This is a genomic window from Streptomyces eurocidicus, from assembly GCF_002891295.1.
Taxonomy (GTDB): Bacteria; Actinomycetota; Actinomycetes; order Streptomycetales; family Streptomycetaceae; genus Streptomyces; species Streptomyces eurocidicus.
The window spans coordinates 274,952-300,261 of sequence record NZ_LGUI01000005.1 but is presented as its reverse complement, the minus strand read 5'-3'; the positions used below and the strand labels follow the sequence as shown (position 1 = coordinate 300,261).

Here is a 25,310-nt window from a genome sequence, read left to right as displayed (position 1 = left end):
CGTCACCCGTTTCCGTCTCGGGCCGTCCCCCGGGTCGTGCAGCGATCCACATTCCCCGGAACATGGGAGCAGGTCATGACCCAGCCATCCGTGGAGCCGGGCACCACGGCACGGGACGCGGGCGCGGGCCCACGGCCACCGGCCGGACGGTCCCGGCTCGACCGGTACTTCCACATCGGCGAAAGGGGCTCCACCCTCGGCCGCGAGGTGCGCGGCGGCGTCACCACCTTCATGGCGATGTGTTACATCCTCCTGCTCAACCCCCTGATCCTGTCCGGCCCGGACGTCACGGGGCACACCCTCGGCCACGCCGGTCTGATCACCGCCACCGCGCTCGGCGCGGCGGTCTGCACACTGCTGATGGGCTTCGTCGGCAAGGTGCCGCTGGCCCTCGCCGCCGGGCTGGGTGTCTCGGGCGTGCTCTCCACGCAGGTGGCACCCCATATGACGTGGCCTCAGGCGATGGGCATGTGCGTGGTGTACGGACTGGTGATCGTCGTCCTGGCGGTCACCGGGCTACGCGAGCTGATCATGAACGCGATACCGCTGGCGCTCAAGCACGCCATCACCATGGGCATCGGTATGTTCATCGCCCTGATCGGCCTGGTCAAGGCCGGTTTCGTGCATGCCTCCACGGGCGGTGGGCCGGTCACCCTGGGCACGGCCGGCGAGCTCGCCGGCTGGCCCGTACTGGTCTTCTGCGTCACCCTGCTGCTCATCTTCATGCTCCAGGCCCGGGACGTCCCCGGCGCGATCCTCATCGGCATCGTCGCCGGCACCGTGCTGGCCGTCGTCGTCGACGCCGTCGCCCGGCTGGGGCCCAAGACCTGGCAGAACGGCGCGCCCACGCTGCGGGGCGGCGCCGTGTCGATGCCGGACTTCTCGCTCTTCGGCCATGTCGCCCTCGGCGGCTGGGGCACGCTCGGCGCCATGGGCGTGGGGATGATCGTGTTCACCCTGGTGCTGGCCGGCTTCTTCGACGCGATGGCCACCATCATCGGCGTGGGCACGGAGGCGGGGCTCACGGACTCCCGGGGGCGGATGCCGGGGCTGAGCAAGGCGCTGTTCGTCGACGGCGCGGGCGGGGCGATCGGCGGCGTCGCGGGGGCGTCGGGCCAGACCGTCTTCATCGAGTCCGCGACCGGGGTGGGCGAGGGCGCCCGTACGGGCCTGTCCTCGGTGGTGACCGGCGGGCTCTTCGCCGCGTGCCTGTTCTTCACCCCGCTCACCCGGATCGTCCCCGGCGAGGTCGCGGCCGCGGCGCTGGTGGTGATCGGTGCGATGATGATGAGCAACGCCCGGCACATCGACTGGAACGACCGGGCGGTGGCGGTGCCGGTCTTCCTGACCGTGGTGCTGATGCCGTTCACGTACGCCATCACGCCGGGTGTCGGCGCGGGCGTCATCGCCTTCACGGCCATCAAGGCCGCCCAGGGGAAGTGGCGCGAACCCGGGGTGTTCATGTGGCTGCTGACCGCCGTCTTCACCGTCTACTTCGCCCTCCACCCCCTGGAGAACTGGCTGGGCGTCAGATGACGGCGCACGGCCCGACGTTCCCGTACCGCGCAGAGGAGACCGTCATGCTGGACCTCGCCGACGAGCTGCACCGGTGGTGCGCGGAGGGGCGCGAGTTCGCCGTGGCCACGGTCGTGGCCGTCACCGGCAGCGCGCCCCGGCAGCCCGGCGCGGCGCTCGCGGTCGACACGGACGGCACGGTGATCGGCTCCGTCTCGGGCGGGTGCGTGGAGGGCGCGGTCTACGAGCTGTGCCGGGCGGCCCTGGTGAGCGGCGAGAGCGTGCTGGAACGGTTCGGCTACTCCGACGAGGACGCCTTCGCCGTGGGGCTGACCTGCGGCGGGGTGCTCGACGTCCTGGTCACGCCGGTCCGCGCGGACAGCCCGGACCGCCCGGTGCTCGGCGCGGCCCTGGCCGAGGCGGCGCGCGGCGGCACGGCGGCCCTGGCCCGGGTGGCCTCGGGCCCCGCGCACCTGCTGGGCCGGGCCCTGCTGGTGGGCCCGGGCGGCGGGGTGACGGGCACGCTCGGCGGTACGGAGGCGCTGGACCGCGTCGCCGGCCTGGAGGCGGCGGCACTCCTGGACGTGGGCCGGACGGGAACGGTGGAGGTGGGCGAGGGCCCGGGGGCCGCGACGGCCGGGCGCCCGGCCATGGGCGCCGCTGGAGCGGCCCGCGGCGCCGGGGCGGGTGGCGAGCCGGGGTCCGGCGTGGGAGCTCTCGGCGGGAGGGAGCCGGTCGCGGGGCGGGCGGCCGGGGGCGGCGCCCTCGTCCGCCCCGGCTCACGCTGCGGCGAGCCCGTGACGCTGCTCGTCGAGTCCGCCGTCCCGGCCCCCCGCATGATCGTCTTCGGGGCGGTCGACTTCGCCGCGGCGCTGGTCGGGGCGGGGAAGTTCCTCGGCTACCACGTCACCGTCTGCGACGCCCGGCCCGTCTTCGCCACCGCCCGCCGCTTCCCCGGCGCGGACGAGGTCGTCGTGGACTGGCCGCACCGCTATCTCGACTCCCAGGACCTGGACCACCGCGCCGTGCTGTGCGTCCTGACCCACGACGCGAAGTTCGACGTCCCGCTGCTGGAGCGGGCCCTGCGGCTCCCGGTCGCCTACGTCGGGGCCATGGGCTCGCGCCGTACGCACGAGGCCCGGCTCGACCGGCTGCGCGAGGCCGGCGTGGGCGAGCGCGAACTGGGCCGCCTGCGCTCGCCGATCGGCCTCGACCTGGGTGCCCGTACGCCCGAGGAGACGGCCCTGTCGATCGCCGCCGAGATCGTCGCCGTCCGGCGGGGCGGTACGGGCACCCCGCTCACGGGGGCCCGTACGCCCATCCACCACGACCACCGGGCGGCGTGAAGGAGCGGGCGGCCCGTCCCCGGCCCTCGGAACGGGCCGCCCACGCCCCTGTGATAGGCATGCGCAGCATCTCGCACACCCGTTTACGCACATTCAGAGAGTCACTTTGTCCTCTTCTGCCAGACGTACCCCCAGACGTACCTCCGGACGTACCTCCGGCCGGTCCCGGCTGGTCGCCGCCGTCCTCGCCATGGCCGCCTGCGGCATGGCCTTCTCCGCCACCGGCGCGGCCGCCGCGCCGCGCGTCCCCGCTCCCGCCATCGACGCGCGCGCGGCGGCGACGTACTGGACGGCCGAGCGCATGGCCGCGGCCCGGCCGCTCGACGCCGGCCACGGCACCGCCCCCACCGGGGCACGCACCCGCGGTCTCGCGGCCGCCGCCGCACCGAGCGGCACGCTCCAGGGCGCGTACGGCGACGGCATACCGCCGGTCGGCACGTTCTTCAGCAGCTCCGGCCCCGGCGGGCCCACCTACTGCACCGCGAGCGTCGTGCAGAGCGCCGGCCGGAACCTCGTGCTCACCGCCGGGCACTGCGCCAAGTCCCTCGCCGGCGGGCAGCAGATCTTCGTACCGCAGTACCGCAAGGGGCAGGACGCGGCCCACCAGCCGTACGGCGTCTTCCCCGTGGAGCGGGTCTTCACCGACCCCCGCTACACCAAGAACAGCAAGGGCACCGACTCCGACCTGGACTTCGGCTTCGCCCGGCTCGGGGCGAACGCCCAGGGCGCCGAGGTGCAGGACCTGACCGGCGGCCTGCGGCTGACGCCCACGCCGCGCTGGACCAGCACCGTCACCGTCACGGGCTACCCCGGCACGTTCAACCCCGACCAGCGGGCTTTCAGCTGCACCGTGCCCACCGCGCGGCTCGCCGGTTACCAGCAGCTCCAGATGAAGTGCGGCGGCTTCTTCGGCGGGACGTCCGGCAGCCCCTGGATCTCGTACTACGACGCCAAGGCCCGCACCGGCGACCTCATCGGCGCCCTCGGCGGCTGGAACGGCGGCGGCGACGCCGCGGGCGACGACTGGGTCAGCTACTCCCCCGTCTTCGGCCAGGAGGTCCAGGACCTCTACCAGGACGCCGTCGCGGACCGCACGCCCGTGCGCCCCACCGCCTACCAGCCGCCGTCCGACGCCGCCCGGCTGCCCGGCGCCGCCTCCACCTGGACCCACGCCCGGCACCTCGCGTCGGGCGACTTCACCGGTGACGGGCGCGAGGACCTGCTGACCATCTGGAGCGACGGCGAGGTCAGCCTCTACCCCGGCGACGGCCAGGGCGGTTTCGGGGCGGAGAAGCAGCTCGCGAAGGCGGACAGCTTCTGGAAGCGCGCCGAGACGGTCACCACCGGCGACTTCAGCGGCACCGGCCGCACCGACCTCATGGTCCGCTGGGACAACGGCAAGCTCAGCTACTACGAGGACTTCGACGCCTCCGGCTCCGGCAAGGAGTACACGCTGGGGGCCGTCGGCTCCTTCTGGAAGTACGCCACCCAGATCACCGCGGGCCGGTACGCCGCCACGGACAAGGCGGGCGACCTGGCCGTCCGCTGGGTGGACGGCAGCCTCAGCGTGTACTCCGGCGTGAGCTCCGCCGGGCCGGGCACGGAGCGCCGGCTGATGGAGGCCGGTTCGTACTGGCGGAACGCCACCGCCCTGACCAGCGTCCAGCCGGCCGGTGACGGCCGCTCGAACCTGGTCGTCCGCTGGTCCGACGGCTCGCTGGGCTCGTACACCACCACGGGCACCGACATCGGCAAGGGCACCCGCCTCCAGCCGCCCAACGCCTCCTGGGCGGGCGCCGTGATGACCGCCGGCGACTTCACGGGGACCGGCCGCCGGGACGGCCTCGTGACCCGCTGGTCCAACGGCGAGACCTCGCTGTACGGCGGTACGGGCACGGACGCGCTCGGCGCCTGGTCCCCGCTGGTGCAGACGGGCTGAGCCGCACCGCGCGGCCCGCGGCTCGCGGCCCCGGCTCCGGGAGCCCGCGCCGCGGGCCGGCGGGATAGCCTTCCTCCCATGGGGGTAGTGATCAAGGAAGGCCGCACCCGGGTCCGGGTGGAGCGCGGCGAGGTGCGCTGGCAGACGGGGCGCACGACGACGGTGGTGCCGGGGCCGTGGATAAGCCGCGTCGACGTCGATCCCGGTTCCGGGCCGGGCACGCTGACGCTCCATCTGCTCGCCGGGCCGCACCCGCCCGCCGCACCACTGACGGTCCGTCACCGAAGTCACCAGGCGCTGGCCGGGCTGGCCGCGGAGATGACGGCGCTGCGGCCCACGTACCCGCCCTACGGCACCCGCCCTCCGGTGCGCCGGGAGACGACGGAGCCGTGGCCGGTGCCCGCCGTACGGTCGGCGGCGGGCCGGCTGACCGGCGTCCTGCGGCACGGCACGTTCCCGCAGAAGTCCGCGGCCTTCTACACACTGTTCGGCCTGCCGGTCGCCCTGCTGGCCCTGCTGCTCCCGGGGGCGCCGCGCTGGCACGCCCCGGCCGCCTGGGCGGCCGGTCTCTTCGGCGGCTATCTGCTGACGCTCTTCGAGCACGCCCTCGACCTGCGGACGCGCTGGATCCTCCGGCGCCGGGGCGTGACGGTCCAGGTGCCGAACCCTCCGGAGGTCTTCCGGGACAGCGAAGGGGCCGGCTCCTATCTCTACCGCTTCCGCACGCTCGACGGGGTGACGTGCCGTCACCGCTCCGGCTGGAAGGCACGGCGGGGCGAGCTGCGATACGACCCGGAGGACCCGTCGCGGGTGCTGGCGTCCTCGTGGGGCGCGTTGCCGGTCGGCCTGCTGCTGGGGGTGCCGATGTTCGCCGTACCGGGGGTCGTGTGCGCGGCGATGCCCCTGGTGTGGGTGGGGGAAGCCGTGACGGCACTGTTCTGACCACGGGAGGCCGTCCGCGCGGCCCGGCCTACGCCCGCCCCACGGACCGCAGGTACTCCGCCCTGTTCAGCGGGTTCCCGTCGCTGCGCGGGCGCTTCGGCACGCTCCCGCCGCACGGCCGGTCGGCCGCCGCCGCCGTCCACCACACGCCCTCACCCCGCGTGAGCCCCGGCAAGCGTCCCTCGAACCCCGTGAGCCCGCGCGCCGGGATCGTTCCCCTCAGTACGCATCCCTCCGCCCCGGCCACCGTTTCCCCGACGACCGCGCCGGCCGCGGCGAGCGCCCCCATGACCGGGCCGAGGCAGTCCACCGGCACCTCCAGCTCGTAACCGTGGCAGGGTTCGTACACCTCGGTCCCCGCCTCGGCCAGCGCGGCCATCAGGACCAGGGGCGTCAGCTGCCGGAAGTCGGCGGCCGTGCTGACCGGGCCGACGAAACCGGAGCGCGTCAGGGTGACGACGCAGTCGGTGACCGGCCAGCCCCGCAGGCCCTGGTCGAGCGTGCCGTGGACGGTCTCCTCCACCGCCCGGTCGAAGGCGAGCGGGAGGGCGCCCAGTTCGGTGTCCCGCCGGAAGACGTTGCCGGAGCCCGGCGCGCCCGGCTCGACGCGCAGGCCGACCGTGGCCCAGAAGACGTGGCCGCCGTGCCGGTCGATCTCCTCCCGTGCCTCGCCGGTGCCGGCGGGCCGCTCCCGGAGGATCGTGGTGCTCGGCTCGAAGGCGGCGCCGAGGCCGAACTCCTCGTCGAGGGTGGCCGCGAGGACCTCCTTCTGCACCTCGCCGTAGAGCAGTACGGAGGTGCCGCCGCCCGGCAGGGCGCGGGTGCCGATCAGCGGGTCCTGGTCGGCGAGCCCGGCCAGCGCGGCGTGCAGCCGGGCCGCGTCGGCGGGGCGCACAGGCCGGACGACGGACTCCAGGGACGGCGGGGCGAAGTGCGCCGGACCCGCGTCCGCCAGGGGCCCGAGGCGGTCGCCGACGCGGATCCCGGGCAGGCCGCGGAGCCGGGCGATGCCCCCGGCGGTCAGCCGCCGGGCGGCGTCCGGCGGCGCGCCGACGGTCTCCAGGAAGGTGATCCGGCCGGTGTGCTCGCCGGGCGCGCCGTCCGCCTCACGGCGGTGCAGCGTGATCCGGGCGCGCTCGGCCAGCTCGCCCGAGAACAGCCGGAGGTACGCGGTCTTCTCGCCGGACGCGCCGCGCTCGACGGCGAAGACCGTGCCGGTCGGCCCGGCGTCCGGAGCGCCGGCCCCGGCCCGTACGGCCGGCAGGTACGTGGCGATCCCGTCGAGCAGCCCGGCGATCCCCTCGCCGGACAGCGCCGAGCCGAAGTACACGGGGTGGAGCAGGCCGCGCGCCGTGCGGTCGGCCAGCGCGGCGCGCAGCTCACCGGCGCCCGGCGGCGGCCCGTCGACGAGCCTGGCGAGCAGGGCGTCGTCGTCCTCGGCCAGGGCCTCGGCCACCAGGTCGCGGAAGGCCGGATCGCGGTACGAGCCGGGGACGGCGCGGGCGGCGGGCGTGCCGATGCCGTGGACCGTGGCCATGGGCACCACGCGCGGCGTCAGCCGGCGGCGGATGTCGGCCAGCGTCCCGGCCTCGCGTGCGCCCGGGCGGTCGGCCTTGTTGACGAACACGAGGGTCGGCAGGCGCAGCCGCCGCAGCGTCCTCATCAGCACCCGGGTCTGCGCCTGGACGCCCTCGACCGCGGACAGGACGAGCACGGCGCCGTCGAGGACGCCCAGGGCGCGGCCGACCTCGGCGATGAAGTCACTGTGCCCGGGGGTGTCGATGAGGTTGACGCCCAGGTCGCCGACGCGGAAGGGGGCGACGGCGGTGCGGATGGTGATGCCCCTGCGGCGTTCGAGCTCGCCGCTGTCGGTACGGGTGCTGCCGGCGTCGACGCTGCCGAGCCGGTCGATGGCACCGGTGTCGAACAGCAGGCGCTCGGTGAGGCTGGTCTTACCGGCGTCGACGTGGGCGAGAATGCCGAGATTGAGGGTGCGGGAGGTGTGCATGCGCGAACGAGTCCTCGAAAACAGTGATCCGGTCAGGGAACTGGGGGTTTTCGAGGCTTCGGCGCATGCGGGTTCTCCCTGGTGCTCGTCGGTGGCTGTGCCGGGGCCGGGCGGACCGGCCGTTCCCGGCCACCGCCCATGCGGCGGGCGAGGGTCCGGTCGCGCGCCCTTCCACCGTGCGGCGGGGGCGCGCCGTCATCCTGCCAGCGGCCCCGTCCGGCGCGCGAGGCATTTTCCACCGCCGCGGCCCGACCCGGCCCGGGCCGCTCCGTACCGCCTGGACCTGCCCGTTCTCCGATAATGTGCCGCTGCCGCGGAGAGCCGCGGACACGGGGGCGCCCCTTCGCCCCGTAACCGGCGGGCGAGTTTGTGAACTGGTTCACACCTGGCCCTTGGCCGCGCCCGTGTCTTCGTGCTGAGATGCGGTCACGGCTTCCAGCTCGACGGCGCGCTTGGGGAGGGCACTGTGGCGGATACCGCCATGCGGAATTCTGGGTTGTCCGAGGAGCCACCGGAACCGGAGGGGCCGCACGGAGGGGACCCGCACGGGGACGATCCGCTGGAACGGGCCGTATGGCGGCTTCGGTCGCGCGCCTGCTGGGACGACGCCGCGGCGCTCCTCGCGCCGCGCGCCGCCGGGGAGCCCGGTCCGGCGCTGCGCCGGACGGTGGTGCTGATCGAACAGTGCATGTTCACCGGGGAGGGCTGGCGGGCCGCCGAGGACGCGCTGCGCACGGCGGAGGCGCTCGCCGCGGACGATGAGGAGCGCGGGGCGGCCGCCTGCGAGCGGGGTCATCTCGCTTACGCCGCCACCCTTTTGGGCGTACGCGACCGGGCCGACGAGGCGCGTTCCGCACTGGGCCGGGCGGCGGCGCTGCTCGCCCCGGGTTCACGGACCCGGCCCCTGCTCCACTTCCGGCGGGGCCTGATCGCCCAGCACCTGTCCGACAATCCGTCCGACGCGACGGCGGCCTTCGAGCGGGCCCACGCGGGGGCGACCACGCACGGCCAGCGGTTACTGCTCTCCTTCACCTGGCGGCACGTGGCGGCGATGGCCGAGCACGACGGGCGGCTCGACGAGGCGCGGTACGGCTTCGCGGAGTCCCTTCGCATACGGGAAGAGCTGGGCTATCTGATCGGGATCGCGCCCGCCCTGGCATCGCTGGCCTCGGTACTGCCGGACGCGGGCGAGGCGGCGCGGCTGCGGGCGGAGGCGGGGCGGCTGGTGCGGCTGCTGGGTGGGGTGCCGGCGTGGCTGGCGGGCCGTCTGCCGACGGGGGCGGCGGCGCGTAGCGCGGGGCGGGGCCGGGGCCGGGGGACGGCGGTTCTTTCCCCTACCCGCCCCTTCCCGAACCGGGGCTCCGCCCCGGACCCGGTGTCCTCAATCGCCGGACGGGCTGTTTTCAGCCCGTCCGGCGATTGAGGACACCGCGCGTCAGCGCGGAAAAGGGGGGCCGGGGGCGAAGCCTCCGGTTACGGGAAGGGGCGGGGCTGGGGAACAAGCCCCCCTAGACCGCCCCCGTGAAGTGCCCCCGCACCAACGCCTCCACCGCCCCCAGATCCCGCACCGTCAACGCCTCCAGCAACGCCACGTGCTCCGCCGCGTCCGCCACCAGATCCGCGCAGCGGAACGCCGGCTCCCGGGCCGCCGGCCACTGCGCGCGACGGTGCAGTTCCTCCGCGACCGCGGTCAGTTGGCGGTTGCCGGCGAGGCCGAGGAGCGCGCGGTGGAAGGCGCGGTCGGCCTCGGCGTAGAGCGCGCGGTCCCCCGTCGTGGCCGCGGCGGACGCGGCCTCCGCGAGGGGCGCCAGCTCCGCCCAGCGCGCCGCCGGGACCGTGCGCGCGAGGCGCAGCACGACGGGGACCTCCAGGAGGGCGCGGACCTCGGCCAGCTCGGCCAGGTCGCGGGCGCTGCGGCGGGTGACGCGGAAGCCCCGGTTGGGCACGACCTCCACGGCGCCCTCCAGGACGAGCTGCTGCATCGCCTCGCGCACGGGCGTCGCGGAGACGCCGAACCGCTCGCCGAGGGCGGGGCCGGAGTAGACCTCGCCGGGTATGAGCTCACCGCCCAGCAGGGCCTTGCGGAGCGCGTCGAGCACCTGTCCGCGCACGGAGTAGCGCGTGGGCATCCGGCGCGCGGGAGCGGGGACCGCGTACGGGCGCTCGCCGTGGACGTGCTCGCCACGGACCAGTTCGTCGCGCCCGTGGTGCCCACCGTGCGCGCCGGGCGTGGCCTGCGCGGGCACGCCGGCGGCGGTGCGCGATGCCTCGGTGTGGGGTCTGCCCTGCTCCATTGGGGTCCTCCTGTGTCCATCTGAACCATAGGCGGCCGTTCTGACAGTTCAAACCCCGATCAATTCCGGTAAGGTAAGGCTTACCTGCAAATGATCCCGATTCGGTGGTCCTCGCATGCTTCCCGCCTCTGCCACTCCGCCTGCCGGTATTTCCTCATCCGCAGCACCTTCGATCCCACCCGCCTCGGAAGAGGTCCCCGACCCCACGGTCACGCTCTCCGACACACCCTCTGCCACCCCCTCTGACGCGCTCACCTCCGTTTTCTCCGCCGCCTATACCCGGCTCTCGGAGGCCCTCCCCCACGTCACCGCCACGGTGGAACCGCCGTGCCGGGGCGACGGCTGGTTGACGGCCGACGGGCTGGCGGCGGGCGGCGAGGAGCTGGACGCCTTCCTCACCCGGGACGACGAGCAGCTCCTGCGGGACTACGGGGAGCGGGGCCGCCCGGAGGCCGTCGCGAGCCTCGGGCTGCACCGCTACGCCTGGCCGGTCTGCCTGCTGGTGACGGTCCCGTGGTTCCTGCTCCGCCGGGTGCCCCGGCTGCCCGCGGCGGCCGTGTCGCTGCACCGCGCGCGGGGCCGGATGACGGCCTGGCCCACGGGGTTCGCGTGCCTGCCGGACGATCCCGCGGCGGCCCTGCCGGGCGCCGTGGCGGTGGCGGACGAGGAGGCGCTGCGCGCGTGGGCGCGGGAGGTGCTGGCCGAGCACCTGACACCGGTGCTGGGCGCCTTCCGGCCGCGGATGCGGCGCGGGCCGCGGGCGGTGTGGGGCATGGCGACGGACGAGGTCGCCGAAGGGCTCTGGCACGTGGCGGGGCTGCTGGGCGAGGCGCCCCGGGCCAGGCGCGAGCTGGAGCTGCTGCTGCCGGGGGCCACTCCCCCGTACGTCGGCGGGGCCTCCTTCCGGACGCTGTCCGGAACCCGGGGCGAATCCTTTCCGACGCGCGACCGGGCGGGCTGCTGTCTGTTCTACACACTGCGCCCCGAGGACGCCTGTCTCACCTGCCCACGCACCAGCGACGCCGAGCGCATAAGGCGGATGTCCGCAAGCTGAACGACCCCACACCACCCGATCGAGTGGGGCGAAGGGAACGCAATTCCCTTCCGGTTGAGGGACGTTCGATTTCCCCCACACCTATCTGTATTCCCTTGCCCTCCATTGGCAGGCAGTTACGTCGAAACCCCTTGTTGAACGGACCGATTCCGTCAGGATGGCGCGCGAAAGGCCGTACAGCTATGCAAGGGACGCAAGATGAGAGTGACCGATATACCGCTGAATTGGATGCTCCCCTCTGTCGTGGCGCTAGCCGGGGCCGTGGTGGCGGTGACGGTGCTCGCGCGCGGCCGGCACGGTAACGCGGACGACGCGGGGGCGTCCTCGGACTCGTGGGAGCGCACGGAGGAACGCAGGCGCCGTAAGGAAGCGGTCTACGGCAGCGCCTCGTACGTCCTGCTCTTCTGCTGCGCCGCGGTGGCCGCCGCCCTCTCCTTCCACGGACTGGTCGGCTTCGGGCGGCAGAACCTGGGCCTGGTGGGCGGCTGGGAGTATCTGGTCCCCTTCGGCCTCGACGGGGCGGCGATGTTCTGCTCGGTGCTCGCCGTGCGCGAGGCGAGCCACGGTGACGCGGCGCTCGGCTCCCGGCTGCTGGTGTGGACCTTCGCCGGCGCCGCGGCCTGGTTCAACTGGGTGCACGCGCCACGGGGCATGGACCACGCGGGCGCGCCGCAGTTCTTCGCCGGCATGTCCTTGTCCGCCGCGGTGCTCTTCGACCGCGCGCTCAAGCAGACCCGCCGGGCGGCGCTCCGCGAGCAGGGACTGGTGCCCCGCCCGCTGCCCCAGATCCGCATAGTCCGCTGGCTGCGGGCCCCTCGTGAGACCTTCGGCGCCTGGTCGCTGATGCTCCTGGAGGGTGTGCGGACCCTGGACGAGGCCGTCGAGGAGGTCCGCGAGGACAAGCGGCAGATGGAGCGCGACCGGGTGCGGCGGCGCGAGGCGGGCAAGCTGGAACGCGCCCGGCTCAAGGCGTACAACCGGCAGCACCGCGTATGGGGCCGGGTCTCGCGAGGGGGCCGGCAGGTCGAGGTGAGCGGACCGGCGGTCTCCGCCGCCGCTCAGCCCGCGCAACTCGGCGCGGACCCTTCCATAGCCGCTGACCAGGGACAGTTGCCCGTCCGCGCGCGTCCGCTGCAGGCCGTCTCCGGTGCCCAGAGCGGCCCCGGGCCGATCGACCTGACCGCCGAGGACGACACCCAGGCCATCCCGCGACTCGACTCGCTGGAGGCCAAACTCGCCCAGATCGAGCGACAGTTCGGCTAGCGGCCCGCGGGCCCTGAGTCGTCGCCGCGCGGCGGTTCAGGGCTCCTGGGCGCCCAGCTCGAACCAGACCGCCTTCCCCACCCCGTGGGGCCGCACGCCCCAGCCGTCCGCCAGCGAGTGGACGAGCAGCAGCCCGCGCCCGGACGTGGCGGCCTTGTCCGGCACGCCCTCCGCGGCCTCCTCCGGGACACCCGGCCCCGCCCCCGCGCAGCAGGAGTCCCCTCCGCCGCACCCCGCCCGGCCGACGCCGTCGAGGCCCCGCGCTCCGGCGTCCATGGGCGTCCCGCGCGGCTCCGGGCGCCCCGGGAAGAAATCCCGCACCTCCACACGCAGCAGGCCCTTGACGGAAGCGCCCGGCCCGCCCGTGAGCGTGGCCTTCACCACCGCGCCCCCGTCCGTGTGCACCAGGGCGTTGGTGACCAGCTCGCTCGTCAGGAGCTCGGCGATGTACGCGCGGCCCGGCTCGCCCCAGTGCGCCAGCAACTCGCGTAACCGGGCACGCACCTCACCGACCGCGGTGAGGTCCCTGCGCCCCAGTCGTCTTTCGAAGCGCGGGCCGCCATGCTCCGCGCCGTCCTCTCCCGGTGCCATGCCGTCCGCGGTCTCTTCCCGGCCCGCGCGGCCGTCCGTACCCGCCCGGTTCGCAGTCCGCCGTTTCATCCTTCCCTGCCCCCGACCCCTCCCCGGCGCCCCGGCGTCGAACACGCTCACGCACACTCACCAATGCATGCCCCGGCCCACGGCCGACGACGCCTGTTGACCCATCAACATGGTGATATGACTGGAATGCTGGCGCGTCTTGTGCAGGGCGCGAATATGCCAATGGCGTCGGGCGGGTGAGGTTTCACCCGGCCCATTTCGCGGGGGTTCGCGGGAGACCGCCGACGCCGCTCCGGGGTTCCGGAGGGACGGTTCGGCGGGCCGCCGGGGCCTCCGCGGGCCGCGCGGCCGTCGGCTCCGGTGGCCGCTCCGGCTGGCCGCTCCGGCGGCGTCCCTCAGGGGCGTCCCCCGGGAAACGCCCGTCGGGGCACCTCCGGAGAACGTCCCGGAGATGCCCCGACGGCCCGCCGCGCCGAACCCGCTACGCCTCCCAGAGGGCACACGCCGTCCGGTCGTCGGCGTACCCCTTCACCCGTAGCTGGACGTCCCCGAGGAAGGCCGCCAGGCCCGGCGGCTCGCCGTCCGCCCAGCGCTTCGCCAGCCGGGCCCCCAGCTCGGGCTCGCCCCGCAGCGGCTCCGCCAGGCCCGCGCTGCACAGCAGCAGCGTGTCGCCGGGCCGGGCGGCGGACGCCCGGAAGCGGAACGGCTCGCCGGGGATCTCGGGGGGCTCCACGACCGGTGCCAGGCCCGGGGTCGGGATGCCGAGGTCCACGGTCATCCGGTCCTCGGGCACCGCTCCGTAACCGATCAGGGGCTCGTCGGCGAGATCCCCGCGCGGCGCCGGATCCGGGTCGAGGTCCTGCCAGGTGCCTTCGCGGAGCCGGAACAGACCGCCCGCGCCCACGCCGAAGAACACGCGCGTACGGCAGGCCGGGTCGGCGGTCAGGAGCAGGCACCGCACGGCGGCGGTGTACTGCTCGGGCCGCAGGTCCAGCTCGGCGGCGCGGGCGCGCAGCCGGCCGTACGAGCGGTCGGTGAGCCTGTGCAGGCCGGACTTCAGCTCGCCGCGCCTGCCGCCGCGGATGTCGTCCGCCAGCCGGGCGTGACTGCGGCCCACGGCCCCGCCGAGCCAGGCGCAGATGTCCCGCGCCGCCCGGTGGCTCGCGCCGCGCGTACCGCTCGCCATCGCGACGAACAGCAGGGCACCGTCACCCTCCCCGAAGCGGGCGGTCAGCAGGGCGTCGCGCCGTGGCTCGCCGCGGTAACGCGCGGAGTCGCCGCGCAGCGACAGCGCCCGGAGGGTGACCGAGCCGTACCGGGCCCCGTCCAGGACCGTGTCCGGCACGAGGTCGCCCAGCCGGTCCGGGTCGGCGACGGCCCAGGCGGTGGGTTCCGCGTCGTAGGTGGGCGGCCCCTCGCCGACGAACTCGGCGGCCCGGGAGGGCTGCCGGGCGGGCCCGGAGGGTCCCTCGGCGGGCACGGCGGGGGTGAGCCAGCCCGCGGACGGGGACGGCCCGGAGGGCAGCACCTCGGGCGCCCGCTCCGGGCGCCGGGGCACCCTGCCGCCGGGCCACGCGTCCGGCTGCTCCGGCCGGCCCGGCCAGGCGGCCGCCGGAACCTCCGGCAGCCGCACGGGCCGCCGGGGCGACTCCACGAGGGCACTCGACGGCTCCGGCCGACCGGCCGGGGAGACCGCGGTCTCCGGAGGCTCGGCGGGCCGCACGGGGACGGGCGGCCAGGGGCCGTCGTCCTGGAGGGCGCCGTCCGGCGGCACGGGCCGGTACGGCTGCTCGGGCTCGTCCGGCCAGAGGGCCGGACCGGACGGGGACTCGACGACCGCACCGGACCCCGGCGGCACGGAACCCTCCGGCTCCTCCGGCCACAGGGACGAACCGGCGGACGGGGACTCGGCGACCGCTCCCGAACCGGGCCGTACGGGGTCGCCCGGCTGTTCCGGCCAGAAGACCGACGTCGGGTCCGGACCCTTGCCCCTCGGGTGGCGGTCCCGCCCCGGAGACGGGACCGGGGCGGCGGGCCGCTCCGGCCAGAAGACCGACGTGGGCTCCGTCCCCGGGCCGCCGTTCGCCCGCCCGGGCCCCTGGCGTCGGCCGGATCCGGGCGGCGTGGGCTCGGCGGGCCGGCGGGGCGACCGGGGCTCCGGCACCGCGCTCCGCGGGCTCCGCCCGGACCGCGCGGCGCCGGGCGACCGCGTGGTGTCGGCGGGCCGTTCCGCCCGCCCGGGCGCTCCGGGCTCCGGAGTGTCCTCCCCCGGCGTACCGACCGGCTGATCCGGCCACAGCCGGCCCTCCTCGGGTCGCGGGGATCCGGACGACCGGGGCTCCGGGCGGCCGGGCGTCCCGGGGCCCGCCTCCGGCCCCGCCGCGTCCTCTCCTGCCGGCGCACCGCCCGGCGACCCCATCGTGTCGACGGGCTGATCCGACCAGAAGGACGACCGGGGTTCCGGCATCAGGTCCGCGTCGGGGAGCCTGGGCGCCTTTCGCCTGCCCGGCGGCGGGGTGCCATCGGGCAGCGCGTCCGGCCAGAAGCCCGCCGACGGATCCGCGCCCGTACCCAGCACGGGTGGCCTCGGCGGCTCCGGCGGGGCGCCGTCGAGCGGCTCGTCCGGCCAGAGGGAGGAGCGGGGGCCGGGGGGCGCGGGCGGCCGTTCCTCCCACCACGACGAGGCGGACGCGGACTCCGGCGACGGGTCCGGCCAGACCGGCGGCGGCTCGGTGCCCGTGGGCCCCGCCGGGTCCCCGGCGGGGCCGGACCGCGCGGGGCCGGACGGCCGGTCCGGCCGGAGGGAAGGCGGTGCGGCCGAGCCCGCGCCCCCGGCCGGAGGCGGGCGCCCGTCCGACGGGACGGCGGTGGTGGTTCCGTGAGACCGGCGGGCTGGTCCGGCCAGGTCGGTGAGGCGGGCTCCACCGGGCGGCCGCTCCGCCTCGGCGGCCTCGGCGCCGGGGGGCGGATGGGCGGGACGGGGCCGCTCCGGATGGGCCAGGAGCCGGTCACGGGGCGGGAGCGCGGGGGCCGGTCCTGGGACGGGGGCGGCGGCTGCGAGGGGGACCGCGGCGGGGACGGCGCGCGCTCGGTGGGCTGTTCCGGCACGGCCGCCTGGCGGGGCCGCGGGGGCTTCGCCGCCTTCGGCGGCTTCGGATGGCGGACCGGCTTCAGCGGCTTCTCCGCCTGTGCGCCGACCGCCCGGCCGGCGTCCCGCACGTTCTGCTTCTGGACCTGCTTCCTGATGGGCGCCCTCAGGTCGGGCCGGGCCGGCCGGCCGGGAACGCCCGGCGGACCGGGCACCCTCGGCGGCGGGACCTGCGGCGCCCTCGGATCAGGGGGCGCGTCGCCCACGATCCGCTCCGAGGCCGTGGGCGCGGGCGGCCGGGGCCGCCCGGGTCGGGCGGCGGCGGGAGGCCGGGTCGGCGGGGCCCGGCCGTCCCCGGCCCGGCGGCCTTCCGTAGTTCTTGGGCAGCGACGGCAGGCCGCCCGCCTGCGGCGGTGCCGGGCGGTCCGGCCCGGGCGCCGCCTTCGCCCTGGACTTCACGAACCTCGGTTCCGCCGCGACCACCGCGGAGGCGGAGGTGAAGCGTTCGTCGAGGCTGTCTTCCTTCGCGGCGGATCCGGTGTCGGGTGCATTTTTGTCGTACAACTCGCCCCACCAGGCGTCCTCTTGACCGGTGCGCGGGTCCCCCTGATGACTCATGCCCTTATTGTCCACACTGTGGCCCATACGGGAAGAGTGCGCGGGGGTCGTCCCCCAGGGATGATGACCGAAGTCGGAACGCGCTTGCGGGGAGGGATGTCGCGTGCTCAGTGCCATAGGTCTGGACGCCGTCCGGGAGACAGTACCGTGTGGGCGGAGGCCCGAAAGGGCTTCCGCCCAGAGTGCGGTGGAACTGGTGAACGGCGCGTCCGCTGTTGCCGAACATCTGCTCAGAATGCGGCGTGGAGCCACCGAAGAGGTGTGCGTGCTGCTGGCCGACAGACCCGGGTCCGCGGCGGCGGACACGCTCGAAGACGTCCCCCACAGGGCTGTTGTCGAACGCACGGCCGTTACCGGCCTTCTGGGGCTGCCGGGACTGCCGCAACAGCTGAGGCGGAAGGTGCCTGCCGAGGCTCCCGGCCCCGGTGCGCCCACCCGGGTGCGGGTGGTCGACCGGGTGCCCGCCGAGCTCGTCGTCGCCGACCGCGCGATCGCGCTCGTACCACTCACCCCGCGCACGGGTGAGCCGGCCGAGCCCACGGCCCTGCTGGTGCACCCCGGTGTCCTGCTCACGTCCCTGGTGGACCTGTTCGAGGACGTCTGGCACGAAGCCCGCCCCCTGCGGGCCCGCGCCGCGGCGGCCGAGGGTCCCGACGCCCTCGATCTGGAGGTCCTCTCGCTGCTGCTGTCCGGACTGACGGACACGAGCGTCGCCAAGCAGCTCGGGCTGGGGCTGCGGACGGTGCAGCGGCGGGTCAAGCGGCTGATGGAGCTGGCGGGCGTGACCACCCGCCTCCAGCTGGGCTGGCACGCGGCCGAGCGGGGCTGGACCGCGGGCCCCTGACCCGCGCCGGGCTTCGTGGCGGGGCTCTACGGGGTGGAGCGGCGGCGGCTGGGCGGGCACGGGGAGGCGTGGGCGGGAGGGTGACGGTGCGCCTGCGGCGGGCTTTTCCCCAGCCCGCCCCTTCCCGAATGTCCTCAAGCGCCGGACGGGCTGATTTTCAGCCCGTCCGGCGCTTGAGGACCGGGGTCCGGGGCGGAGCCCCGGTTACGGGAAGGGGCGGGGCTGGGGAAAAGCCCGCCGCAGGCGCACCCACCCTTACCGCTCAGACCACCCCCGCCCCCTCCAGCCCCAGCAGCAACCGCTTCCGCTCCAGCCCACCCGCGTAGCCGGTCAGCGAGCCGTCCGCCCCGATCACCCGGTGGCAGGGGCGCAGGACCAGCAGCGGGTTGGCGCCGACCGCGCCGCCCACGGCCCGTACCGCGGCGCGCGAGGCGCCGACGCGGGCGGCCAGCTCGCCGTAGCTCGTGGTGGTGCCGTAGGGCACGTCGTCGAGCGCCTCCCATACCTTGCGGCGGAACTCCGTGCCCTGGACGGCGAATTCCAGGGCGAAGCCCTCGGACTCCCCGGCGAAGTACGCCCGGAGCTGGCGCTCGGCCTCGGCGAAGGCGCCGGGGTCGCGCCGCCGGTCGGCGGCGATCGCGGGGGCGTTCTTCTGGCCGGGCACCGTCAGCGAGGCGACGGCGGTGCCGCCGGGCGCGGTGTCCGAGGGCGTGCCGGTGAGGAGCAGCGGGCCGAGCGGGCTGTCGATCTCGGTGTAGAGCATGGTCAGTCGTCCTTCGCGGCGTGGTTCCAGAGGTGGTGCAGGGCGTACGAGCGCCAGGGGCGCCAGTCCCCGGCGGCGGTCGGCGGCGCGCCCAGCGCGGCGAGGCCGTGCCGTGCGCCGGCGTCGCCCGGCAGGAAGACGTCGGGGTCCCCGAGGGCCCGCATGCGGACGTAGCCGGCCGTCCAGGGGCCGATGCCGGGCAGTGCGAGGAGGGCCTGCTCGGTGGCCTCGCGGTCGACGCCGGGGTCGAGCCGGACGGCGCCGTCGGCGAGGGCGGTGGCGAGCGCGCGCAGGGCCCGGCGGCGGGACTCGGGCATGCCGAGCTCGTCGAGGGCGGCTCCGGCCAGGGCGCCGGGTTCGGGGAAGAGGTGGGTGAGGGTGCCGTCGGGCGCGGTGAGGGGCTTGCCGTACGCGGCGACGAGCGCGCCCGTGAGCCGGACGGCGGCCGCGACGGTCACCTGCTGGCCCAGCACGGCCCGGACGGCGAGCTCGTCGCCGTCCGCCGCGCCCGGGGAGCGCAGGCCCGGCCGGGCGGCGACGAGGGGGCCGAGGCGCGGATCGGTGCCGAGCCGGTCGGCGACGGCGTACGGGTCGGCGTCGAGGTCGAAGAGGCGGCGGGTCCGCTGGACGGCCGTCGCGAGGTCGCGCAGGTCGGCGAGGTGCAGCCGGCAGTCGAGCCAGCGGTTCCGGCCGCCTTCGGCCGGCTCGCGGACCTCGGTGATCCCGGTGCCGTAGGGGAGGCGGAGGGTGCGGCGGTAGCGGCGGGCGCCGGGGGCACCCGTCATCTCCTCGACGCCGGGGACGGCCCGGCGCGCCAGGAAGTCGAAGATCTCCCGGGCCGCGTAGGGGCCTCGGTGGGCGAGCCGCAGGGGGACGCCGGTGGGCGCGCCGGTGGTGGGCCGGAGCTCGTTCCGACTCGCCGCCGCCTCGGCGCGCAGCGCGCTGGGGGTGCGGGCGTAGACGGTCCGGATGGTGTCGTTGAACTGCCGGACGCTGGCGAAGCCGGACGCGAAGGCGAGCTCGGTGACCGGCAGGGCGGTGGTCTGGAGGAGGATCCGGGCGGTGTGGGCGCGCTGGGCCCGGGCGAGGGCGACGGGGCCGGCGCCGAGCTCCTGGGTGAGCTGGCGGTGGACCTGGCGGGCGCTGTAGCCGAGCCGGTCGGCGAGCCCGGCGACGCCCTCGCGGTCGACGACGCCGTCGCCGATGAGCCGCATGGCCCGGCCGACGAGGTCGGCGCGGACGTTCCAGTCGGCGGAGCCGGGCGCGGCGTCGGGGCGGCACCGGCGGCAGGCGCGGAAGCCCGCGCCCTGGGCGGCGGCGGCCGAGGGGTAGAAGCGGACGTTGGCGCGCTTCGGGGTGACCGCCGGGCAGCTGGGCCGGCAGTAGATGCCGGTGGTCGCCACCGCGAAGAAGAATTCTCCGTCGAAGCGCGCGTCGCGGCTGCTCACCGCCTCGTAGCGGGAGTCCTCCCGGAGCTGTGCCGTGGTGTCCGTCATGTGTTCCAGTCTGCGGTACGCACGGACCTGGTACTGGCGGGAATCGGACATGGCCCTCACCTGGGGTGAGGGCCGTGCCGAGCGGCGCGGTGCGCCCTGCCGGGGCGCGCGTGGACTAGCGGGCGCTTCCTCGTTTGCGCTCCGCCATGTGGCGGCCCACGGCCTGCTTCCGCTTCCAGTCGCGCCGGATCTCGGCGCGCAGGCGGGCGTCGGTGCGGGCGGCGATCCACTCGTTCTCGCGGATCAGCTTACGGTAGCTGTCGAGGCGGCGCTCGGGGAGCTCGCCGGAGTCGAGCGCGGCGAGGACCGCGCAGCCGGGCTCGCCGCCGTGGGCGCAGTCGTGGAAGCGGCACTCCCGCGCCAGCGCGTCGATCTCCGCGAAGGTCCGGGCGACGCCGCCGTCGGCGTCCCACAGGCCCACGCCGCGCAGTCCGGGCGTGTCGATCAGTACGCCGCCGCCGCGCATCGTCAGCAGATTGCGCGTGGTGGTGGTGTGGCGGCCCTTGCCGTCGCTGTCCCGGGTGGCGTGGACGTTCTGGACGTCCGCCCCGGCGAGCGCGTTGGCGAGGGTGGACTTCCCGGCGCCGGACTGGCCCAGGAGCACGGCCGTGCCGCCGGAGAGGGCGGCGGCGAGGACGTCGACGCCCTCTCCGGTCGCCGCGCTGACGGCGAGGACCTGGGCGCCCGGCGCCACCACGGCGGTGTCGTCGAGGAGGTGGCCGAGCACCACGGGGTCGGCCACCAGGTCGGCCTTGGTGAGGACGACCAGGGGCGCGGCCCCGCTCTCCCAGGCGAGGGTGAGGAAGCGCTCGACCCGGCCGAGGTCCAGCTCGACGGCGAGCGAGACGGCGATGACGGCGTGGGTCACGTTGGCCGCGAGGATCTGGGCCTCGGAGCGCTTGGAGGAGGTGGACCGCACGAAGGCCGTGCGGCGCGGGAGCAGCGCCCGGACGAACCCCTGGGCGAGGTCGGCGGCCGCCCAGTCGCCGGTGCACATGATGCGCTGCGGGTCGCCGGTGGTGACGAGCCCGGTGTCGGCGTGGACGGTCCGCACGGTGTCGCCGTCGGGGACGACGAGGTCGCAGCGGCCCCGGTCGACGCGGGCGATCCGGCCGGGGGTGAGGCCCCGCTCGGCGTACGGGGCGAACTCGGCGGCCCAGTCGGCGTCCCAGCCGTGGCCGGACAGCGGGTGCGAGGGCGCGGAGAGGGTGGAGGGAGAAGGAAGAGGGGGGAAGGACGGGAAAGACAAGGGAGACCCTTCACAAGGGTGTCTCCGGCACCGCGCGCACGCGCGGTGGGTGTCGACGCATGCCGACGGGCGCCGGCGCGCGCCGTCGGGAGGACGGCGGCGGCCGACGGGGGCCGGGGAGCGTCAGCCGGAGACCACGGAGGTGGAACGGACGGGCTTCTGGACGCGGACAGCGCGCATCGTGGGAACAGCCATCGGTCACACCTCCTGGTTCGTGAACGGCCGGGCGCGGGGGCCGGGGCCGGCCACCGCGTGGATCTTCCTCACCCTAGCCCGGGGCCGTGCGGCCCGGTCAACCGGTTTTCCGGCGGCCGGTTCCGGGCCCCGGGCTCTTCCGGTCTCCCTCGTCCGGTACGCGAAAGCGCCGGCCGGGCCGGTTCTCCGGCCCGGCCGGCGGCCGGGGTGACGGCGGCCGGGGTGACGGCGGCCGGGGTGACGGCGGCCGGGGTGACGGCGGCCGGGGTGACGGCGGCCGGGGTGACGGCGGCCGCCGCGCTAGTCGCGCGGCTTCGCGTGCTTGGGACGGTGCTCCGGCTTGTGGAGGCGGGCGCGGACGTCCTCGGGGGGCAGGAACTGGGCCCAGCGCTCGGGGAACTCCGAGGGCGGCTCGCAGTCCCGGCCCATCACACCGTCGTCCCCCGGCCCGTAGTCGTCGTCGTCGAACCTCGCCTCGAAGGCGCGGGCGGCCCGCTCGGCCGCCTCCTGGGCCGCGGCGGCGGCCCGCACGCCGTCCACCTCGGCGCGGGCGGCGGCGGTGGCGACGGAGGGCCAGACGCGGTCGAGGGCCGCGTTCACGGCCGCGCCGACGAGGACGGCGAAGGCCGAGACGCCGATCCACAGCAGCACCGCGACGGGCGCGGCCAGCGAGCCGTAGATGGTGAGGCCCTCCACGGTGTGCGTGAGGTAGATGCGCAGCAGGAGGCTGCCGACCACCCACATCGTCAGGGCGACGAGTGCCCCGGGGATGTCCTCCTGCCAGGGCGACCTGACGGGTACGGACACGTGGTAGAGCGTGGTCAGGAACGCGATGGACAGCAGGATGACGACGGGCCAGTACAGGAAGCGGACGACGTCCGCGCTCCAGGGCACGATGTCGACCACCGCCTCGGGTCCGGCCACCATCAGCGGCAGCGCCACCGCCCCGACGAGGAGGGCGACGATGTAGAGGAGGAAGGCGAGCAGCCGGGTCCTGACGATGCCCCGCTTGCCCTCCAGCCCGTACATGATCGTGATGGTGTCCACGAAGACGTTCACGGCCCGCGAGCCGGACCACAGGGCGATGGCGAAGCCGACCGAGATGACGTCCGGGCGGCCCTTGGTGACGTCCCGGAGGAGCGGCTTGGCGATCTCGTTGACGCCCTTGTCGCTGAGCACCGTGGCCGAGGCTTTGAGGATGTTCTCCTGGATGGACCCGATGGTGTTCGTGCCGGTCCAGTCGTCCCAGTAGCCGAGGAGGCCGAGGAGGCCGAGCAGCAGGGGCGGCAGCGACAGCAGGGTGAAGAACGCCGCCTCGGCCGCGAGTCCCGTGACGCGGTACTCGATGCAGGAGTTGACGGTGTCCTTGAGGAGCAGCCAGGCCATCCTGCGCTTCGAGACATTTCGGTACAGGACCCTTGCCCTGTGGAGACGGCCGGTACGCCGCCCCGATGGTTCGTTTGCTGCCTGCACGCTCTAACCGTATCGGCCCTGGCCAGGTTCGTTCGCACCGTGGCGGGAGGTACGGGAGGGGGGCGGCCGCGGGCGGAACCGGAGGGGGCCCGGGGAAGTCCGGTGAGGCCCGGTGGAGGGTGATGCTGCGCCGACTCGGCACCACCCTCCGGCCGCTCCCCGTCAGGATCCGTCGGCGCCGCTCCCCGGCGCAACGGTTGCATGCCGTTGCAATCCGGTGGATGCCCTCACGGGCGGGCCCGTGCGACGGCACCATGGGCAGGGTGAACCTCGGAACGATCGACGAGAGCCTGCTGCCGGCCGTGCGGGAGGCGAGCCTCGGGGGAGGCCCGCCTCCGGCTCCCCCGCGCGCGGTGATCGGGCAGTCGTGGCACCGGGCGCGGCTGCACGGCGTGGACCCCGACGCGGGCCGCGCGTCCCCGCCGCCGCTGCCCGCCGAGGAGGTCGAGCACCGGCGTCACACGTCCCGGCTCGGGAGCCTGCTGCCGCAGCTCCGCGAGGGGCTGGGCGCGATCGTGGACGTGGAGCGGCATCTGATGGCCGTGACGGACGCCGAGGGCCGGGTGCTGTGGCGGGACGGGGCGCGCGGGGTGCTGCGCAGCGCGGACCGGCTGCACTTCCGGGTGGGCGCCGCCTGGACGGAGGAGCAGGTCGGGACGAACGGCATCGGGACGGCGCTGGCCCTGGGCCGCCCCGTGCAGGTGCACGCCGCGGAGCACTTCGTCCGGACCCACCACAGCTGGACGTGCGCGGCGGCGCCGCTGCACGACCCGCGCGACGGGCGGCTGCTGGGCGTGCTGAACGTCAGCGGTCCGGCGCCCGCCTTCAATCCGGCGACGCTGCCGCTGGTGACGGCCGTCGCGAAGGTCGCCGAGGCGGAGCTGCGGCTGCGGCACTGGGAGTCCGTGGACCGGCTGCGGGCGGTCGCGGCGCCGATGCTGTCCCGGGTGGGGGGCCGGGCGCTGGCGGTCGACCGGGAGGGCTGGACGGCGGCGGTCACGGGCATGGGGCCGGTGGGCCGGGTGGCGCTGCCCAAGGAGGTGCAGGCGGGGCGGGTGTGGCTGCCGTCGCTCGGGCCGTGCTCACTCGAACCTCTGCCGGACGGCTGGCTGGTGCGGGTGGAGGAGGCCGGTCCGGGCGGCGGCGCGGAGGCGGTGGCACACCGGGTGGTGCTCGATCTGCGGCTGCCGCGCAGCTGGACGGTGACCGTCTCCGGGCCGGCGGGCGAGTGGTCGCGGGAGCTGAGCCCGCGCCACGCCGAGCTGCTGTACGTGCTGGCCCGGCATCCGGCGGGGCGGACGGCGGCCGAGCTGGCCGCGGACCTCTTCGGCGACGCGTCGCGCACGGTGACGGTGCGGGCGGAGATCTCCCGGATGCGGCGCACGCTCGCGGGGGTGCTCGGCCACCGCCCGTACCGCTTCGCGGACAGCGTCGAGGTCCTGCTGCTGACTCCGCCCGGGGGTACGGACCCGCTGCCGGCGTCGACGGCTCCGGGGGTGCTGGCCGGCCGCCGGGGACTGCCCTCCGGATAGCGCGCGGCGCGTGGTTGGCTGGGCGGCATGAGCATCAGTACGACCAGTGTGACCACGTGGTCCATGGAGCAGACCTCGCCGGCCGATCTCACACCGTTCCGGGGCGGCGGCCCCGACGGGTCGTCCGGTCTGCCCGAGGGCGTCCGCATCGTCCGGTCCGAGCGGCCCTCGCCCGAGTTCAGCCGGTTCCTCTACACCGCCGTGGGCGGGGACCTCACCTGGACCGACCGCCTGGGCTGGCCGTACGCCCGCTGGCAGGAGTTCCTGGCGCGGCCCGGCGTCGAGACGTGGGTGGCGTACGAGCACGGGACGCCGGCCGGGTACATCGAGCTGGACGCCCAGGACGGGGGCACGGTGGAGATCAGCTACTTCGGCCTCCTGCCGGCCTTCCGCGGCCGGGGCATCGGCGGGCCGCTGCTGTCGATCGGCACGGCGCGCGCGTGGGATCTGGCGGAGCGGTGGGGGGAGCTGGCGCCGACGAAGCGGGTGTGGGTGCATACGTGCAGCAAGGACGGGCCGTATGCGCTGGGGAACTATGAGCGGCGGGGGTTCCGGGTCTTCGACACGAAGGTCGAGGAGGAGCCGGATGTTCCGACGCCGGGGCCGTGGCCGGGGGCGGGACTGTTCTGACGGGTCCGCTGCGCGGGCCTTTCCCCACCCCGCCCCTTCCCGAACGGGGCTCCGCCCCGGGCCCCGGTCCTCAAACGCCGGACGGGCTGATTTGTCACCCGGAACCGGGCGGAAAAGCCGGCCCGTGGCACGGAAAAGCTGTCCCCGGACAGGAGCGAAATTCAGCCCGTCCGGCGTTTGAGGACACCGCGCGGAGCGCGGAAAAGGGGGCCCGGGGGCTTGCCTCCGGTTCGGGAAGGGGCGGGGCTGGGGAAACGCCCCGCGCAGCGGCCGGCCGCAACACCCCGTCCCACACCCCAAGACACAAACGTCCGCATCGCGGACAACGGTGGACTGCCCCGAGACCGCCGTGCCACGCTTCCGTCATGTCCCGCGCAGGAGTTGTCTTGGTGAGCCGACGTCACGTCGATCTCGGCCGCATGTCCAGCGCCATCTGTCCGGCGCGCTGACAGCCTCAGCAG

The 25,310-nt window shown here is 75.5% G+C and carries 20 protein-coding genes; 11 read left to right on the top strand and 9 right to left on the bottom strand.

Translation table 11 applies throughout. From position 1 onward, the window contains the following. Positions 1-75 precede the first annotated feature (75 nt). The 4 genes from AF335_RS18260 (at position 76) to AF335_RS18245 (ending at position 5,742) form a co-directional block, all read left to right on the top strand. Positions 76-1,536 (top strand): NCS2 family permease, encoded by a 1,461-nt coding sequence (locus tag AF335_RS18260; RefSeq protein ID WP_102919461.1) that lies wholly within the window; start codon positions 76-78, stop codon positions 1,534-1,536. 44 nt (positions 1,537-1,580) lie between these two features. Then, the gene (locus AF335_RS18255) at positions 1,581-2,861 is read left to right on the top strand and encodes an XdhC family protein (RefSeq protein WP_102919678.1); all 1,281 of its coding nucleotides are present in this window, start codon (positions 1,581-1,583) and stop codon (positions 2,859-2,861) included. Positions 2,862-2,967: 106 nt separating this feature from the next. Beyond that, a complete protein-coding gene (locus tag AF335_RS18250) occupies positions 2,968-4,800 on the top strand; it encodes a trypsin-like serine peptidase (protein ID WP_170127742.1) in 1,833 nt (610 codons plus the stop codon). Between the two features lie 78 nt (positions 4,801-4,878). Further along, positions 4,879-5,742, top strand: a complete 864-nt coding sequence (locus tag AF335_RS18245) for a hypothetical protein (protein WP_146045560.1) — start codon at positions 4,879-4,881, stop codon at positions 5,740-5,742. Between the two features lie 28 nt (positions 5,743-5,770). Here the strand turns inward: AF335_RS18245 and otr(A) are convergent, their stop codons facing one another. Then, positions 5,771-7,750, bottom strand: coding sequence for a tetracycline resistance ribosomal protection protein Otr(A) (otr(A), locus tag AF335_RS18240; protein WP_102919458.1), 1,980 nt, complete (start codon positions 7,748-7,750; stop codon positions 5,771-5,773). 481 nt (positions 7,751-8,231) lie between these two features. Between otr(A) and AF335_RS18235 the strand changes: the two genes are divergently transcribed. After that, positions 8,232-9,173: a hypothetical protein gene (locus AF335_RS18235; RefSeq protein ID WP_425329121.1), complete on the top strand. Its 942-nt coding sequence runs from the start codon at positions 8,232-8,234 to the stop codon at positions 9,171-9,173. Positions 9,174-9,258: 85 nt separating this feature from the next. Here the strand turns inward: AF335_RS18235 and AF335_RS18230 are convergent, their stop codons facing one another. Continuing rightward, positions 9,259-10,044, bottom strand: a complete 786-nt coding sequence (locus AF335_RS18230; RefSeq protein ID WP_102919457.1) for a GntR family transcriptional regulator — start codon at positions 10,042-10,044, stop codon at positions 9,259-9,261. A gap of 316 nt (positions 10,045-10,360) precedes the next feature. Between AF335_RS18230 and AF335_RS18225 the strand changes: the two genes are divergently transcribed. Together AF335_RS18225 and AF335_RS18220 are read left to right on the top strand one after the other, a co-directional pair. After that, positions 10,361-11,098 (top strand): (2Fe-2S)-binding protein, encoded by a 738-nt coding sequence (locus AF335_RS18225; RefSeq protein WP_311775605.1) that lies wholly within the window; start codon positions 10,361-10,363, stop codon positions 11,096-11,098. A 198-nt stretch (positions 11,099-11,296) separates the two neighbouring features. Beyond that, complete coding sequence (locus tag AF335_RS18220) at positions 11,297-12,361, top strand: DUF2637 domain-containing protein (RefSeq protein WP_102919455.1); 1,065 nt, start codon at positions 11,297-11,299, stop codon at positions 12,359-12,361. A 36-nt stretch (positions 12,362-12,397) separates the two neighbouring features. Here the strand turns inward: AF335_RS18220 and AF335_RS35745 are convergent, their stop codons facing one another. The 3 genes from AF335_RS35745 to AF335_RS18200 form a co-directional block, all read right to left on the bottom strand. Continuing rightward, entirely contained in the window at positions 12,398-12,952 is a 555-nt protein-coding gene (locus tag AF335_RS35745; RefSeq protein ID WP_228773557.1) for an ATP-binding protein, read from the bottom strand. 490 nt (positions 12,953-13,442) lie between these two features. Further along, positions 13,443-14,819 (bottom strand): protein phosphatase 2C domain-containing protein, encoded by a 1,377-nt coding sequence (locus tag AF335_RS18210; RefSeq protein WP_244927076.1) that lies wholly within the window; start codon positions 14,817-14,819, stop codon positions 13,443-13,445. A gap of 1,476 nt (positions 14,820-16,295) precedes the next feature. Continuing rightward, positions 16,296-16,667, bottom strand: a complete 372-nt coding sequence (locus AF335_RS18200; protein ID WP_146045559.1) for a hypothetical protein — start codon at positions 16,665-16,667, stop codon at positions 16,296-16,298. Between the two features lie 400 nt (positions 16,668-17,067). Between AF335_RS18200 and AF335_RS18195 the strand changes: the two genes are divergently transcribed. Then, on the top strand, positions 17,068-17,511 hold the full coding sequence (locus AF335_RS18195) for a winged helix-turn-helix transcriptional regulator (protein WP_146045558.1): 444 nt from the start codon (positions 17,068-17,070) through the stop codon (positions 17,509-17,511). 262 nt (positions 17,512-17,773) lie between these two features. Here the strand turns inward: AF335_RS18195 and AF335_RS18190 are convergent, their stop codons facing one another. The 4 genes from AF335_RS18190 to AF335_RS18175 all read right to left on the bottom strand — a co-directional run bounded on the left by AF335_RS18190 (position 17,774) and on the right by AF335_RS18175 (position 22,687). Further along, positions 17,774-18,274: a methylated-DNA--[protein]-cysteine S-methyltransferase gene (locus AF335_RS18190; protein ID WP_102919450.1), complete on the bottom strand. Its 501-nt coding sequence runs from the start codon at positions 18,272-18,274 to the stop codon at positions 17,774-17,776. Between the two features lie 2 nt (positions 18,275-18,276). Further along, positions 18,277-19,770 carry a DNA-3-methyladenine glycosylase 2 family protein gene (locus AF335_RS18185; RefSeq protein ID WP_228773568.1) on the bottom strand — a complete coding sequence of 498 codons (1,494 nt, stop codon included), beginning with the start codon at positions 19,768-19,770 and terminating at the stop codon, positions 18,277-18,279. A 115-nt stretch (positions 19,771-19,885) separates the two neighbouring features. Then, positions 19,886-21,019: a ribosome small subunit-dependent GTPase A gene (gene rsgA / locus AF335_RS18180; RefSeq protein ID WP_102919448.1), complete on the bottom strand. Its 1,134-nt coding sequence runs from the start codon at positions 21,017-21,019 to the stop codon at positions 19,886-19,888. Positions 21,020-21,514: 495 nt separating this feature from the next. Beyond that, positions 21,515-22,687: a YihY/virulence factor BrkB family protein gene (locus AF335_RS18175; RefSeq protein WP_102919447.1), complete on the bottom strand. Its 1,173-nt coding sequence runs from the start codon at positions 22,685-22,687 to the stop codon at positions 21,515-21,517. Between the two features lie 254 nt (positions 22,688-22,941). On the opposite strand from AF335_RS18175, the gene AF335_RS18170 reads away from it, so the two are divergent. The 3 genes from AF335_RS18170 (at position 22,942) to AF335_RS36665 (ending at position 25,298) form a co-directional block, all read left to right on the top strand. Next, positions 22,942-24,219 (top strand): helix-turn-helix domain-containing protein, encoded by a 1,278-nt coding sequence (locus tag AF335_RS18170; protein WP_102919446.1) that lies wholly within the window; start codon positions 22,942-22,944, stop codon positions 24,217-24,219. Between the two features lie 27 nt (positions 24,220-24,246). After that, positions 24,247-24,849, top strand: a complete 603-nt coding sequence (locus AF335_RS18165; protein ID WP_221505587.1) for a GNAT family N-acetyltransferase — start codon at positions 24,247-24,249, stop codon at positions 24,847-24,849. 365 nt (positions 24,850-25,214) lie between these two features. After that, the gene (locus AF335_RS36665; RefSeq protein WP_376697850.1) at positions 25,215-25,298 is read left to right on the top strand and encodes a putative leader peptide; all 84 of its coding nucleotides are present in this window, start codon (positions 25,215-25,217) and stop codon (positions 25,296-25,298) included. The last annotated feature ends 12 nt before the right edge of the window (positions 25,299-25,310 follow it).

What these genes read in the sequence shown, in the direction of transcription:
- AF335_RS18170 (WP_102919446.1), top strand. Translation starts at nt 22,942, where the DNA reads ATGGGCAGGGTGAACCTCGGAACGATCGACGAGAGCCTGCTGCCGGCC.
- AF335_RS18190 (WP_102919450.1), bottom strand. Translation starts at nt 18,274, where the DNA reads ATGCTCTACACCGAGATCGACAGCCCGCTCGGCCCGCTGCTCCTCACC.
- AF335_RS18230 (WP_102919457.1), bottom strand. Translation starts at nt 10,044, where the DNA reads ATGGAGCAGGGCAGACCCCACACCGAGGCATCGCGCACCGCCGCCGGC.
- AF335_RS18255 (WP_102919678.1), top strand. Translation starts at nt 1,581, where the DNA reads ATGCTGGACCTCGCCGACGAGCTGCACCGGTGGTGCGCGGAGGGGCGC.
- AF335_RS18235 (WP_425329121.1), top strand. Translation starts at nt 8,232, where the DNA reads ATGCGGAATTCTGGGTTGTCCGAGGAGCCACCGGAACCGGAGGGGCCG.
- AF335_RS18220 (WP_102919455.1), top strand. Translation starts at nt 11,297, where the DNA reads ATGAGAGTGACCGATATACCGCTGAATTGGATGCTCCCCTCTGTCGTG.
- AF335_RS18260 (WP_102919461.1), top strand. Translation starts at nt 76, where the DNA reads ATGACCCAGCCATCCGTGGAGCCGGGCACCACGGCACGGGACGCGGGC.
- AF335_RS18245 (WP_146045560.1), top strand. Translation starts at nt 4,879, where the DNA reads ATGGGGGTAGTGATCAAGGAAGGCCGCACCCGGGTCCGGGTGGAGCGC.
- AF335_RS35745 (WP_228773557.1), bottom strand. Translation starts at nt 12,952, where the DNA reads ATGGCACCGGGAGAGGACGGCGCGGAGCATGGCGGCCCGCGCTTCGAA.
- AF335_RS18200 (WP_146045559.1), bottom strand. Translation starts at nt 16,667, where the DNA reads ATGAGTCATCAGGGGGACCCGCGCACCGGTCAAGAGGACGCCTGGTGG.
- AF335_RS18165 (WP_221505587.1), top strand. Translation starts at nt 24,247, where the DNA reads ATGAGCATCAGTACGACCAGTGTGACCACGTGGTCCATGGAGCAGACC.
- AF335_RS18185 (WP_228773568.1), bottom strand. Translation starts at nt 19,770, where the DNA reads ATGACGGACACCACGGCACAGCTCCGGGAGGACTCCCGCTACGAGGCG.
- AF335_RS36665 (WP_376697850.1), top strand. Translation starts at nt 25,215, where the DNA reads ATGTCCCGCGCAGGAGTTGTCTTGGTGAGCCGACGTCACGTCGATCTC.